Genomic DNA, 13,864 nt, shown 5'->3' with positions numbered 1-13,864 from the left:
CCGCAAGGCGGGTTGACCGCGTTCCGGCCCTTCTGGGCAGACGGATGTCGCCTTCGATCCGGCCCCGGTGCGCCCTCACCTCGCCGACCGCTGACGCATCCGCCCGACGGGAGAAAAGCGCCCGGTCCTCACCGCCGCGGCGTGGCGTCCTGCTCCGGGGCCGGCGTCCGGATCTGTGCGAGCCGTTCGCAGCCCTTCACCGCGCCGTCCCCCTTCTGCCGCCGAAGCTCCAACTCTACGTTGAGTAGCGGAGGATGAACGATCAGCCATGGCAACCACAGGGGGAAGGTGGTCAGCATGTTCGGCAGAGTCCGCAAGTCCTGGGCCGGGTTCGTCAAAGCGTTGCGCGACGAGACGGAGGCCGGTCGGGACGCACACTCGCACAACCTGTTCGAGGCAGCCGCCGCATACGTGTCGGCCTGCGCGGAGGACGACCAGGACCGGATCGACGATGCCGCCGGCTGGGTCTCGCCCGAGGCCCTGTCGTTCGGGGTGAACGAGCTGGCCTGCCGGGCCGTCATCGCGCTCGCCCGGGAGCGCGACGAGTCGCCTCGGACCGTGGCACGGTCACTGCTGGGGCTTCCAGCGGCCTGACGCACCGGCATCGGCTGGTCGATTCGCCCCGTCCGGTCCGAGAACTGCAGCTCCGGTGCGCCGGGGAGTCGTGACAAGCGCCTTCCGGGCGCACTAGGGTGCGCGCCGTTGGACGAACAGATGGGGAGACTGGGATGGCCGGGACGGACGAGGACGCCGTCGCCGCCGAGGACGACGCGCTCTATGTGCTGACGGCGGTGCTGCTGACGCCGGCGAAGTTCCCGAGCGTGCTGGGCGACGACTATCCGCAGGCCTGCGCGGCACTCGGTCTCGCGCCGCTTGCCGACGGGTACGGCCTGGTACTCGGCCAGGACGGCGAGGGTGCCCGGTGGACGGTCGTCATCGACGACGTGTCGTTGGTCGCCGTCGCCATCGCCTCCTGGGACTGCGGCATGGAGTACGACCTGTCGCCCGACGAACGCACCGTCGTCGCCGGCCTTCCCGGCTGGCCCCTCGCGGTCGCCGTCGCGGCTCCCGGCGTGCCCGCGCCGCACGATCCCGACCCCGAGGTCGCCGACCGTCCCCCGCTGGCGCCGCCGGACACCACCACCTGGGGGCCGGCCCAGCGGCGCCTGGGCGCCGACGAGATCGCGCTCCAGTGGGCGATCTGGCGCGAGCAGATCGACGACGCGGCCTTCGTGCGTTCGGCCGACGGGGCTTTTGGAACTGCGGCCGACGGGTCACCCGAGGCTACGGAGGGCGCCGAGAAAGCCGAGAAGGAAGGACGCAAAGGGCACGGCGGCATCCGACGCGTCATGGCGGAGGCCCGCGCCTACGTGGACACGCCCCCGCCCCTCGGCCGCGTGCGGTCCTCCTTCGCCTCCGGGGACGCGAGGATCCTGCGCGCCGACGGTCCCGGCTGGTCACTCGTGGCAAGAACCGACGACATCGCGTTCGTCCTGCTCGACGACGAGCCCGGCGAGGTGCTTCCGGTGGGCCGGGGCCCGCAGCTGCCGGGTCTTCTTGAGGCACTCGACAAGATGGCCGTGCGCCCCATCTGAGCCCGTCCGGGCGGCGACGCGTCGGCGCCGGTCTCCTGGCTGACACGGGCGCGTCCGCTCGCGGACCCTGCCGGTCGGCAGGCCCGCGAGCGGCTCTGAGGTGGGCTCCCGCGCACCGGACGGCCCGACCGGGCCGACACGGTGGTGCGTCAGCGGCCGAGCTCCTTTCGCGAGACACGGCGCAGCCTGCGCCGCTGTGAGGGGTCCAGGGTGAGGTACGCGGCCGCCGGGACTCCCAGCACGATCAGGAGCGCGGCCCACCAGGGCAGCCAGATCAACAGGATGAGCCCGACCGCCACACCTCCTGCGGCGATCTTGGCGTTCTTCGACATGTGCGTCGCCTCCTCCGCGGCCACTGCCGCTCTCTGTCCAGAAAAACGGTTCCGCGCCTCCCACGGTTCCGAACCGCGACCCTGAGACGTCCCTGAGACATCCCTGACTCGCTCCCCTACAGCGTCCACTACTCCGTCCGCTGTGGCTGCGTCCGCAGGGGCTCTCCCACCTCGTGCATGTGGCGCAGAGCCTGTCGGTAGGAGTCGACGAGCCCGGTCTCCGCATAGGGGATACCCAACTCCCTGCAGTGGGCGCGCACCAGAGGCCGGGCCAGCCGCAGATGGGGGCGGGGCATGCTGGGAAACAGATGGTGCTCGATCTGGTAGTTGAGGCCGCCGAGGAACCAGTCGGTCACCGCGCCGCCACGGATGTTGCGCGAGGTGAGCACCTGCCGGCGCAGGTGGCCCCACGGCTCGCCGCTCGGGTCCGGCATCTCCATGCCCTTGTGGTTGGGCGCGAAGGACAGCCCCAGGTGCAGGCCGAAGAGGGCGTGGTGGAGGGCGGCGAACGCGAGTGCCCTGCCGGGGGACATGGAGGTGAGCAGCAGCGTCGCGTATCCGACGACATGGCTCACCAGCAGCACGGCCTCCACGGACCGCTCGCCGGGCGACTGACGCCGCAGATCCCGGAATCCCTGGACCTTGAGGGCCACGCCTTCGAGGAGGGTGAGCGGGAAGAACAGCCAGGCCTGGTTGCGGGTGAGCCAGCGCCTGAAGCCCTTCCGGTCCGCCGCCTGCTCACCGGTGAAGACGAGGACGTCGGCGACGACATCGGGGTCCTTGTCGATGTGGTTGGGGTTGGCGTGGTGGCGGTTGTGCTTGTGGTTCCACCAGGAGTAGCTCATCCCGAGCAGCAGATTGGCGTGGACGAGTCCGATGAGGCGGGCGGCTGTCTTGTTGCCGGTGATCTGTGAGTGACCGGCGTCGTGGCCTATGAAGGCGGTACGCGCCGAGAACACGGCGAGCAGCGGTGCGAGGAGCAGCGTCCACCAGGAGCCACCGGTCAGGACGATGCCGGTGACGACGGCGGCGAGGGCCAGTGCGTTGAGAGCGATGCGCCGCGCGTACCAGCCGTACCGGCGCTCCAGGAGGTCCTGGCTCTTCACGGTGCGCAGGAGGGGCGTGAACTCGCTTCCGCCCGATATGGAGCCGGGCGTCGCCCGAGGGTCGGCTTCGATCGCGGCGGTCTGGGGCATGTCTGGACTCCGGCTCTCTCAGAAACGGGCTGACCTGAGGAAACGTACGGATCCACGACCTGCGGCGACCATCCGGCAGCCCCCCGGGTAGGGCCGGGGGCCAGCACCGCCCGTGGAGGGGGCTGACGACACCCCCGGCTAGAAGTGACTCAGGCCACGTGCCGGACTTGCCGGGTGAGCACTCGACGTGCTGTACCCTCGACGATCCACAAGTAGTCAAATTTGAGGAATACGGCATTTCTGTGCAGAGGATTTCCGCGGGACCCCCCTCCGAGATCTCCGAACTGACCCACTGTTGTGCCGTCTTCGTGCCCGGCGACCCGGCACGCACCGGCGGTGTCGCCTTCTGGCGGCCCGACGGCGAAGTTCCTCCTGCCGTCGAGGCGGGGTCCGTCGAAGACCTGGCCGTCGTCCTGCCCGGTGACGACGGTGTCGAGCTGGTGAGCGTGCCGGCCGTCCTGCTGCCGGTGCACGCCGCGCTGCCGGTGCTCACGCGCGCGCGTGCCTCAGAAGAGACACACCGGGCGCCCGCGTTCTGGAGTGCGGCTGCCGTGCTGGCCCTGCACCTCGCGGCACGCGGCCTGCTGCTCCCCGGCCTCTCCCCGCTCGACCACGACGCCTGGCGCACGGGTCCCTTGGGCGCGGCGGACATGGAGCGCGTCCGCCGGCTCGCCGCCGCGATGCCGCCCGAGGCGCACGCCGTGCCCTTGGACGGCACCGGTCCCCAGCGCCTGCCCGACCCGGAGCGGCTGCTGCGCGCCTTCCTGGACGCCGTCGCCGACACACTGCCCCGCTCCCCCGCGGCACCGCTGGTGACCGGCGGGCCCGCCTATGCGGCGCGGGAACCGCAGCACCTGCCGGAGCAGCGCGAGTGGGCCGCCGACGTCGCCGCGGGCCATGACTCGGGTGTGCGGCTCTCGCTGCGCATCGAGGTGCCCGGTCTGGCCGAGGCGCGGGACGACGCGGTGCTGCCGTTCCGGGCCGTGGTGCAGGTGCACAGCGTGAGTGATCCCACGCTCGTCGCGGACGCCGTCGAGGTGTGGACGGGCGCGGCGGGCGGAACGTTCGGCCCACGCGCGCGGATGGACGCCCTGCTCGCACTCCGCCGCGCGGCCCGAGCCTGGCAGCCGCTCGCGCCTCTGCTCTCGGCGTCCGTGCCGGATGCCGTCGAACTCGGCGACGAGGAGGTCACCGAACTGCTCGGAGAGGGCGCCCGCAGCCTCTTGAGCGCCGGCGTCGAGGTGCACTGGCCGAAGGAACTGACCCGCGAGCTCACCGCCCGCGCTGTGGTCGGTCCACCGGACGAGGCGACAGGTCCCGGCAAGGTCTCCGCGGACACACCGTCGTTCCTGTCCGCCGACGCGCTGCTCGCCTTCAACTGGCGGTTCGCGCTCGGTGACCAGCGGCTCACCCGCGAGGAACTGGACCGGCTCGCCGAGGCCGACCGCCCCGTCGTGCGACTGCGCGACCAGTGGGTCCTGGTCGACCCCGAGGAGGTGCGCCGCGCTCGTGCCCAGCAGGACCGCAAGGTGACACCCATCGACGCGCTGAGTGCCGCTCTGACGGGCTCCACGGAGGTCGACGGCCTCCGGGTGGACGTCCATCCCACGGGCTGGCTGGCGGCACTGCGGGAGCGTCTCGCGGACCCCGAGGCGCAGGAGCCGGTCGCACAGCCCGCCGCTCTCGCCGCCACGCTGCGGGACTATCAGCGGCGGGGCCTGAGCTGGCTGGCCCGGACGACCTCCCTGGGCCTGGGGTGCTGTCTGGCCGACGACATGGGACTCGGCAAGACCATCACCCTGATCGCGTTGCATCTGCACCGGCAGACCGACGCCGAGTCCGCCGGCCCCACGCTCGTGGTGTGCCCGACGTCCCTGATGGGCAACTGGCAGCGCGAGATCGAGAAGTTCGCGCCCGGCACCCCCGTGCGCCGCTTCCACGGATCGCGCCGCAGCCTGGACGATCTGGCCGACGGGGAGTTCGTCCTCACGACGTACGGCACGATGCGCCTGGACGCGCGCCGTCTGGGCGAGGTGCCGTGGGGCATGGTCGTGGCGGACGAGGCCCAGCATGTGAAGAATCCGTACTCCGCGACCGCCCGGGAGCTGCGCTCGATCGGCGCACGCGCGCGCGTGGCGCTCACCGGCACACCGGTGGAGAACAACCTGTCCGAGCTGTGGGCGATCCTCGACTGGACCACCCCGGGTCTGCTGGGCCGGCTCGGCACCTTCCGGGCGCGGTACGCACAGCCCGTCGAGGCCGGCCTGGACCCGGCTGCCGCCCAGCGGCTCGCCCGGCTCGTACGCCCCTTCCTGCTGCGCCGCCGCAAGTCGGATCCGGGGATCGCTCCGGAACTGCCGCCGAAGACCGAGACCGACCGGGCCGTGTCCCTGACCCTCGAACAGACGGGCCTGTACGAGGCGGTGGTGCGCGAGACTCTCGCGGAGATCTCCCGCGCCGACGACATGGCACGGCGCGGGCTGATCGTGAAGCTGCTGACGGGCCTCAAGCAGATCTGCAACCATCCGGCGCAGTACCTCAAGGAGGAGCGGCCGACGATCGCCGGGCGCTCCGGGAAGCTGGAGCTGCTGGACGAACTCCTCGACACCATCCTCTCCGAGGGGGCGAGCGTTCTCGTCTTCACGCAGTACGTGCAGATGGCCCGGCTCGTCGAGCGGCACCTGGCGGCCCGCGGTACGCCCACCCAGTTCCTGCACGGGGGCACGCCCGTCCACGAACGGGAGGCGATGGTGCAGCGCTTCCAGGACGGTGAAGTCCCTGTCTTCCTGCTGTCGTTGAAGGCAGCGGGCACGGGGCTGAACCTCACCCGGGCCGAGCATGTCGTGCACTACGACCGCTGGTGGAACCCGGCCGTCGAGGCGCAGGCCACCGACCGCGCGTACCGCATCGGCCAGACCCGGCCCGTGCAGGTGCACCGGCTGATCACGGAGGGGACCATCGAGGACCGCATCGCCGAGATGCTCAGCCGCAAGCAGGAGTTGGCGGACGCGGTGCTCGGCGCGGGCGAGGCGGCGCTCACGGAACTGACGGACGCGGAACTGGCCGATCTGGTCGAACTGCGAGGGGGCGCACGATGAACGAGTACGAGGGTGACCCGGAGCGCACGTTCGCCGCGCTGCCTCCCGCGCGCGGGACGGGTTTCGCGCAGACGTGGTGGGGCCGGGCCTGGCTGAAGGCCCTGGAGGACACGGCACTGGACTCCCAGCAGGTGAAGACGGGCCGCAGGCTCGCGCGTGCGGGAGCCGTCGGCGCGGTGTCGGTGCGTCCGGGACGCATCACCGCGGTCGTACAGGACCGCGACGGCACCGCCCGCCGGGCGGACGTGCTGCTGGCGGAGCTGACCGGCGAGCAGTGGGACCGCTTCCTCGACATGGCAGTCGAGCGGGCCGGGCACGTGGCGGCGCTGCTGGATCGCGACATGCCGCCGCACCTGGTCGAGGACGCGGCAGCGGCCGGCATCGAGCTGCTGCCCGGCGTGGGCGATCTGGAGCCGGAGTGCGACTGCGACGCCTGGGACCACTGCGGACACACCGCGGCCCTGTGCCACCAGGTGGCGCGATTGCTGGACCAGGACCCGTTCGTGCTGCTGCTGATGCGTGGACGGGCCGAACGCGCCCTGCTGGACGCTCTCCAGGAGCGCAGCGCCGCGCCGGCCGAGGAAATCGCCGAACCGGTGGGCGTGGATGCCGCGGAAGCGTACGCGGCCGGGGACGTCCTGCCGCCGCTGCCCGCTCTGCCCGAGTTCCCCGAGGAGGCCGGTCCGCCTCCGGCGCTGGACACCGAGGCCCCGCCGGCACCCGGCATCGAGCCGGCAGCCCTGGAGTTCCTGGCCGCCCGGACGGCTGTGGAGGCCCAACGCCTGCTCGCCGAGGCTCTTGGAGCCGGTCCGGAATCGCATGAGGGCGAGGCGGAGCTGACGGTGGCTCAGGATGCCGTGCGCCTGGCCGCAGGCAGCCCCGGGGAGGCCGTACTGGGCCGGCTCGCCGACGGATCCGGGCGCGGCAGGGAGCAGCTGGCCCTGGCCGTGCGTGCCTGGCGGCACGGAGGCGCGGCCGCGCTGTCGGTGTGCGAGGTGGAGTGGGCCGTAGAGGGCGAAACGCTCGCACGCGCGCGTGCCGCCATGGACTCCGCCTGGGAGGAGGACGAACGGCCGACGCTGCGGGCGACGGCGAACCGGTGGACCGTCGACGGCGCGAACAGCCAGGTGCGGCTGGGCCGGGACGGCCGTTGGTGGCCGTATCAGAAGGAGGGCGGCCGCTGGGTGCCCGCCGGTGGGGCTGCCCAGGATCCCGCGACCGCGCTGGCTTCGGCGGCGGCCGGCTCCGAGGAGGAGCGCTCCTGAAGGGGCCGCCTCCGGAGCAGGCCTCCTTGGGAGCGGTGCGCCGCGACGAAGGTCTTCGAAGGCTGCGGCGTGCGGCTTGTGGCGTGCGGCGTCGGTCCGACGAGTGGCCGACGTCGCGCGTTCACCTGGCGGTCGTACCGCGTTCCGCGCGAGGCCCAAATCTGGCCGCTGTCAGTGAACTTGCCCCTCAGGAGGCCTAATGTCCCCGCACGCCACCGGCCGGCGCCGAGTCCACCGTTCCGTCGCGGCGGGCGCACCCCTCGCCGTGCTGGCCGCTCTCGTGGTCGCCTCCCCGGCCGCCGGCGCCCCGGCCGGAGAGGCGCGGGTCGTGCGTACGGCGACGCTCGGCGACATCCCGCTGGGGGCGTTCAGCAACGCGTTGCTCCCCGGCACGGTGGGCGACGACCGGGGCGTGGACCTCGGCGGCATCGGCAGTGACATCTACCCGGCGGGCCGCCAGGGCGAGTTCTGGACGATCACCGACCGCGGACCCAACGGGCAGATCAAGGTGGACGGCGCGAAGCGCCGCACGTTCCCGGTGCCGGGCTTCGATCCCGCGATCGTGAAGATCAGGGTGTCCGGTGACTCCGTGAAGGTGCTGGACGCCATCCCGATCACCACCGCCTCCGGCAAGCCGGTCACGGGCCTGCCGAACCAGGAGGGGCGCGACGAGGCGCCGTACTCCTATGACGCGCGGACTGCGGTGTCGTACAACCCGAACGGCCTGGACACCGAGGGCATCGTGCGGGCCGCGGACGGGAGTTTCTGGCTCGTGGAAGAGTACGGACCGTCCCTCATCCACGTCTCCGCGCGCGGGAAAGTGCTTACGCGGTACGTGCCCGAGGGCCTGAATCTCACGGGGACGGACTACCCGGTGGTGGAGGCGCTGCCGTCCGTTCTGCTGCATCGCAAGATCAACCGCGGCTTCGAGGGGCTCGCCCAACTGCCCGGCGGTGACCTGGTACTGGCCGTCCAGAGCCCGCTGTCCCTGCCGGACACGGACTCCGGAGAGGCCTCCCGCACCACCCGCCTGCTGCGTTTCTCGCCGAAGAAGAAGGCGGTCACCGCCGAGTACGCGTACCGCTTCGACCCCGTCGACGTGGTGGATCCGAGCGAGGACGACACCTCCGAGCTCAAGATCTCCTCGGTGGTGGCCGTGGGCGGGAACCGACTGCTGGTCGAGGAGCGCACCGACAAGGCTGCGCGGCTCCAGCTCGTGCGCCTGGACCGCGACGCGAACATCCTGGGCGGCAGGTGGGACGACGGCACGACGTCTCCGTCGCTGGAGCAGCTCGACGACCCGGCGGCCTCCGGGGTACCGGTGCTCGCCAAGCGCCTGGTCGTCGACCTGGGCACGGTCGCCGGGGTGCCCGGGAAGATCGAGGGCGTCGCGCGCGTGGACCACGACACGCTCGCTGTCATCAACGACAACGACTTCGGGATGACGGACGGCGCGGGCGCGTTCGACACGCAGGGCCGGCTGGTCGACAGCGGGGTGGAGACGACGGTGACGTACGTACGGCTGCCTTACGGGATCTGACAGCGAATCCCAGGTTCGGCCGTGCGACGTCGGCCGGCTGCTACGGAAGGACGTCCCCGAGTGACGGGATCAGCGATTCGAGGTCGCTCGGGAACTCGCTCGGCAGCTCGGTGGGGAACTGCGACGGCAACTCGGTGGGCAGGGTGCTGGGGAGCTCGGTCGGGATGCTGAAGGACGGCGAGGGAGAGCGGCTCGTGCTCGCGCTGCTCTCGGCGGGCGGCTTCTCGTCGGGCGAGTCGTCGTTTCCCGACGCCATGAGGACGACCACTGCGACGGCCACGGCCGCCAGCACGAGCACGGCCAGCAGGACGAACAGCGGGTTCCGGCGCTTTCCGGGTCCACCGGGTGGTCCGCCCGGTTCGTCGGTCGGGTTCATCGGCTGAGTCGACGAGTAGCCACCGTGTGACGCGTCGCCGTACGGCGACGAACCGCCGTACGAGGTCGGTGCACTGTGGGTCGGTCCGTTGTGGCCGAAGCCTTCGGGTGGCGGTCCGAAACCGTCGCCCGGAGGCGGCGTGTCACCCGGTGGCCCGGGCGGCTGAGGCGGTACGGGCGGCATGGCCATACCGTCCAGAGTCGCCTCGAAGCGGGCAAGGCGCGAGCCCCGCGCGGAGGTTGATACGGCCTCATGCCTTGGATCGCATGATTCCGGAACATTCCGCGCGAGGTCGCTCAAGAGCCGACGTCCCTCGAGAACCGAAGCCACCTCAAGAAAACTGACGGCACGCGCGCGTGCGTTCAGCCACGCGCGCCCAGCAGGTGATCCATCGCCAGCTGGTCGAGCCGCTCGAAGGCCATCCCGCGCGCGGCGGCCGACTCCACGTCGAAGTCCTCGAAGGCGCCACGGTCGGCAAGGAGGGCCTTCAGGCCGTCGGCCGCGGTGGGCAGGGCCAGCTCGTCCAGACGCGAGGCGCGCAGAGCCTCCTGGACCTCCGGGTCGCCGCGGAAGGCGGCCGCCCGCTCCTTGAGGATGAGGTAGTTGCGCATGCAGCCCGCGGCCGACGCCCACACGCCGTCGAGGTCCTCGGTCCGCGGCGGCTTGAAGTCGAAGTGCAGAGGGCCGTCGTAACCGGCGCTCTCCAGGAGGTCGACCAGCCAGAACGCGGCGCGCAGGTCGCCGCCGCCGAAGCGCAGGTCCTGGTCGTACTTGATGCCGGACTGGCCGTTGAGGTCGATGTGGAAGAGCTTGCCCGCCCACAGGGCCTGCGCGATGCCGTGCGGGAAGTTCAGGCCGGCCATCTGCTCGTGGCCCACCTCGGGGTTCACGCCGTACAGCTCGGGACGCTCCAGGCGCTCGATGAACGCCAGCGCGTGGCCGACCGTGGGCAGCAGGATGTCGCCGCGCGGCTCGTTCGGCTTGGGCTCGATGGCGAAGCGCAGGTCGTAGCCCTGCTCGGTCACGTACTCGCCGAGGAGGTCGAAGCCCTCCTTCATGCGGTCGAGAGCGACGCGTACGTCCTTGGCGGCGCCGGACTCGGCACCCTCGCGTCCGCCCCAGGCGACATAGGTCTTGGCGCCCAGCTCGGCCGCCAGGTCGATGTTCCTGATCGTCTTGCGCAGGGCGTAGCGGCGCACGTCGCGGTCGTTCGCGGTGAACGCGCCGTCCTTGAAGACGGGGTGCGTGAAGAGGTTGGTGGTGGCCATCGGCACCTTCATGCCGGTCGCGTCGAGGGCCTCCCGGAAGCGCTTGATGTGCGCCTCTCGCTCGGTGTCCGAGGACCCGAAGGGGATCAGGTCGTCGTCGTGGAAGGTCACGCCGTGGGCGCCGAGCTCGGCCAGGCGCTGCACCGTCTCGACCGGGTCGAGGGCACGCCGCGTGGCGTCGCCGAACGGGTCCCTTCCCTGCCAGCCGACGGTCCACAGGCCGAAGGTGAACCTGTCCTCGGGGGTGGGCTGGTAGTTCATGCCGCGGCTCCTTGCGTGCTGAGACTATTTCGTCATGGCCGTTTACAAATTAGTATGCGAACGCATCTCTGGGAAGACAGACCCCGCAGAGCCGCGGAAAAACTTAGGGAGATCCCGATGTCAGCAGCCGAGGGTCCGCTCGTCGTCGGCGTGGACACGTCCACGCAGTCCACGAAGGCACTGGTCGTCGACGCGGCGACCGGGCAGGTCGTCGCGAGTGGCCAGGCCCCGCACACCGTGACCGCCGGGGCCGGCCGCGAGAGCGACCCGCGTCAGTGGTGGGACGCCCTGTGCGAGGCCCTGCGCCAGTGCGGGGACGCGGCGCGCGAGGCGGCCGCGGTGTCCATCGGAGGACAGCAGCACGGGCTCGTCACGCTGGACGCGCGGGGCGAGCCGGTACGCCCGGCCCTGCTGTGGAACGACGTGCGCTCGGCGCCGCAGGCCCGGCGGCTGACCGAGGAGCTGGGAGGCGCGAAGTTCTGGGCCGAACGCACCGGCTCCGTGCTCGCCGCCTCCTTCACGGTCACGAAGTGGGCCTGGCTGGCCGAACACGAGCCGGAGGCGGTCCGGGCGACCAAGGCCGTGCGCCTCCCCCACGACTACCTCACCGAACGCCTCACGGGGCAGGGCACGACCGACCGCGGCGACGCGTCCGGGACCGGCTGGTGGGCCTCGGGGACGGAGTCGTACGACCCGGAGATCCTCGCCCATGTGGGGCTCGACCCCGCCCTGCTGCCGCGGGTGGTCCGGCCGGGCGAGGTGGCCGGCACCGTGCGCGACGGCCACGACCTGCCGTTCTCCAAGGGCACCCTGGTCGCCCCCGGCACCGGCGACAACGCCGCCGCCGCGCTCGGCCTGGGCCTGCGTCCCGGTTCGCCGGTGATGAGCCTCGGCACCTCGGGCACGGTCTACGCCGTGTCCAAGCGCCGCCCCGCGGACCCCACCGGCACCGTGGCGGGCTTCGCCGACGCCCACGGCGACTGGCTGCCCCTCGCCTGCACGCTGAACTGCACCCTCGCGGTCGACCGGGTCGCGACCCTGCTGGGCCTCGACCGCGAGGCGGTGGAGCCCACCGCCGACGTCACGCTGCTCCCCTACCTGGACGGCGAGCGCACCCCGAACCTGCCGAACGCCTCGGGAATCCTGCACGGGCTGCGCCACGACACGACCGGCGGCCAGCTCCTGCAGGCCGCGTACGACGGTGCCGTGCACGCGTTGCTCGGCGCACTCGACCTGGTCCTCGACGAGGACGCGGACCGCTCGACCCCGCTCCTGCTGATCGGCGGCGGGGCCCGGGGCACGGCCTGGCAGGAGACCGTACGACGGCTCTCGGGGCGCCCCGTCCAGGTGCCCGAGGCAAAGGAGCTGGTCGCGCTCGGCGCCGCGGCTCAGGCCGCCGGCCTGCTGACCGGCGAGGACCCGGCCGCGGTCGCCCGGCGCTGGAACACGGCCGCCGGTCCCGTGCTCGACGCCGTGGAGCGGGACGAGGCGACGCTGGCCAGGATCACCGGGGTACTCTCCGACGCGGCGCCGCTGCTGGAGCGGGGGACGGGAGACCACTGACGGCGCCCCCGGCGTGCCCCCTCGACCGCCCGACCGACGGGTGACCGTCGACCGACACCGACGAAGGACGGACGGAGGCATGACCGCACCGCTGCACGAGGCCCACCCGGCCGGACCCGGCCGTACGCTGCCCGACACCCAGCAGGGCATGCGCCGCCGCAATCTGGCCCGCGTGATGCACACCGTCAGCGCCGAGGGGCCGCTGTCCCGTGCCGCCGTCGCCTCGCGCATCGGTCTGACCCGTGCCGCGGTGTCGACCCTCGTCGACGAGCTCATACGTTCGGGACTGCTGGAGGAGCTGGGCCCCGAGCGGCCCGGCAGGGTGGGCCGGCCGGGGTCGGCGCTCGCCGTCAGCGGGCACGGCCCCGCCGGGATCGGCGCCGAGATCGGCGTCGACCACCTCGCGGTCTGCGCGGTCGACCTGCGCGGAGCAGTGCGGTCCAGGGCCGTGCGGTACGGCGCGAACCGCGGCCGTGCCGCCGGACCGGTGATCGAGGAGCTTGTCGGGCTGGTGCGTCGGGTGGTCGGCGAGGCGGAGAGCGAGGGCCTGTGGCCCGCCGGGCTCGCGGTGGCCGTGCCCGGGCTGGTGGCGCGCGACGCCCGTACCGTCGTACGCGCCCCGAATCTCGACTGGAACGACACGGACCTCGGCGCTCTGCTGCCGTCCGACTTCCCGCTGGCCGTGGGCAACGAGGCCAACTTCGGCGCGCTGGCCGAGCTGTGGCTCGGCGAGGGCACGCCGCGCGACTTCCTGCATGTGTCGGCGGAGATCGGCATCGGCGCGGCGGTCGTGGTGGACGGACGCCTGCTGCACGGAACACGCGGGTTCGCGGGCGAGCTCGGGCACGTGCCGGTCCGGCCGGACGGGCCGGCCTGTGCGTGCGGCGGGCGCGGGTGTCTGGAGCAGTACGCCGGCGAGGAGGCGGTGCTGCGGGCGGCGGGTCTGGAGCTGGGCGAGGACCGCGTCGGGCTGCTCGCCGGGCGCGCCGCGGACGGCGACGAGGACGTGCGGCGGGCACTGCGTGACGCGGGAGAGGCGCTCGGCATAGCGCTGACCGGGGCGGTCAACCTGCTCGATCCGCAGGGTGTCGTGCTGGGCGGTGCGCTGGCCGGGCTCGCCCCGTGGCTGCTGCCGTCCCTGCGGGAGGAGCTGGCCCGGCGCACGGCGGGACCGGCATGCCCGGTGTCCGTGTCACGGCTGGGATCCGAGGGGCCGTTGCTGGGGGCCGCCCATTCGGTGATCCGGGCCGTCCTCGACGACCCGGCAGCCGTGGCCGAACGGGCCTGATTCCGGTTCGACTTCACTCGCAGGGGTGAGCGAGTTTTCCACAGTCGCGCCGTCGTCCACCGAAGCGCACTGTGTCCTGCTG

General features: G+C 72.4%; 12 protein-coding genes. 7 read left to right on the top strand and 5 right to left on the bottom strand.

Annotated features, from left to right (window positions below):
* Positions 1–128: 128 nt before the first annotated feature.
* Positions 129–299 carry a hypothetical protein gene (locus tag OG252_RS43065; protein WP_266444243.1) on the bottom strand — a complete coding sequence of 57 codons (171 nt, stop codon included), beginning with the start codon at positions 297–299 and terminating at the stop codon, positions 129–131.
* On the opposite strand from OG252_RS43065, the gene OG252_RS43060 reads away from it, so the two are divergent.
* Both OG252_RS43060 and OG252_RS43055 read left to right on the top strand, forming a co-directional pair.
* On the top strand, positions 298–594 hold the full coding sequence (locus OG252_RS43060) for a hypothetical protein (protein WP_329342997.1): 297 nt from the start codon (positions 298–300) through the stop codon (positions 592–594). The genes OG252_RS43065 and OG252_RS43060 overlap by 2 nt on opposite strands.
* A 134-nt stretch (positions 595–728) precedes the next feature.
* Entirely contained in the window at positions 729–1,595 is an 867-nt protein-coding gene (locus tag OG252_RS43055; RefSeq protein ID WP_329342995.1) for a hypothetical protein, read from the top strand.
* Between the two features lie 149 nt (positions 1,596–1,744).
* Here the strand turns inward: OG252_RS43055 and OG252_RS43050 are convergent, their stop codons facing one another.
* Both OG252_RS43050 and OG252_RS43045 read right to left on the bottom strand, forming a co-directional pair.
* The gene (locus OG252_RS43050; RefSeq protein WP_189697265.1) at positions 1,745–1,927 is read right to left on the bottom strand and encodes a hypothetical protein; all 183 of its coding nucleotides are present in this window, start codon (positions 1,925–1,927) and stop codon (positions 1,745–1,747) included.
* Positions 1,928–2,055: 128 nt separating this feature from the next.
* Entirely contained in the window at positions 2,056–3,123 is a 1,068-nt protein-coding gene (locus OG252_RS43045; protein ID WP_329342991.1) for an acyl-CoA desaturase, read from the bottom strand.
* Positions 3,124–3,365: 242 nt separating this feature from the next.
* On the opposite strand from OG252_RS43045, the gene OG252_RS43040 reads away from it, so the two are divergent.
* The 3 genes from OG252_RS43040 (at position 3,366) to OG252_RS43030 (ending at position 9,026) form a co-directional block, all read left to right on the top strand.
* A complete protein-coding gene (locus OG252_RS43040) occupies positions 3,366–6,221 on the top strand; it encodes a DEAD/DEAH box helicase (RefSeq protein WP_329342989.1) in 2,856 nt (951 codons plus the stop codon).
* A complete protein-coding gene (locus tag OG252_RS43035) occupies positions 6,218–7,486 on the top strand; it encodes an SWIM zinc finger family protein (protein WP_329342987.1) in 1,269 nt (422 codons plus the stop codon). Before OG252_RS43040 ends, OG252_RS43035 begins: the two co-directional genes overlap by 4 nt.
* 199 nt (positions 7,487–7,685) lie before the next feature.
* Positions 7,686–9,026, top strand: a complete 1,341-nt coding sequence (locus tag OG252_RS43030; RefSeq protein ID WP_329342985.1) for an esterase-like activity of phytase family protein — start codon at positions 7,686–7,688, stop codon at positions 9,024–9,026.
* A gap of 40 nt (positions 9,027–9,066) precedes the next feature.
* Here OG252_RS43030 and OG252_RS43025 read toward each other — a convergent pair whose 3' ends face one another.
* Positions 9,067–9,402, bottom strand: coding sequence for a hypothetical protein (locus OG252_RS43025; RefSeq protein WP_266444224.1), 336 nt, complete (start codon positions 9,400–9,402; stop codon positions 9,067–9,069).
* A 362-nt stretch (positions 9,403–9,764) separates the two neighbouring features.
* The gene (xylA, locus tag OG252_RS43020; protein ID WP_329342982.1) at positions 9,765–10,931 is read right to left on the bottom strand and encodes a xylose isomerase; all 1,167 of its coding nucleotides are present in this window, start codon (positions 10,929–10,931) and stop codon (positions 9,765–9,767) included.
* 117 nt (positions 10,932–11,048) lie between these two features.
* On the opposite strand from xylA, the gene xylB reads away from it, so the two are divergent.
* Positions 11,049–12,494 (top strand): xylulokinase, encoded by a 1,446-nt coding sequence (xylB, locus tag OG252_RS43015; RefSeq protein WP_329342980.1) that lies wholly within the window; start codon positions 11,049–11,051, stop codon positions 12,492–12,494.
* 79 nt (positions 12,495–12,573) lie between these two features.
* A complete protein-coding gene (locus tag OG252_RS43010; RefSeq protein ID WP_329342978.1) occupies positions 12,574–13,782 on the top strand; it encodes an ROK family transcriptional regulator in 1,209 nt (402 codons plus the stop codon).
* Positions 13,783–13,864: the final 82 nt, after the last annotated feature.

The sequence above is a fragment of the Streptomyces sp. NBC_01352 genome, from assembly GCF_036237295.1.
Taxonomy (GTDB): Bacteria; Actinomycetota; Actinomycetes; order Streptomycetales; family Streptomycetaceae; genus Streptomyces; species Streptomyces plumbiresistens.
Note: the sequence above shows the minus strand (reverse complement) of the source record. Positions and strands in the feature narration are given on the sequence as shown.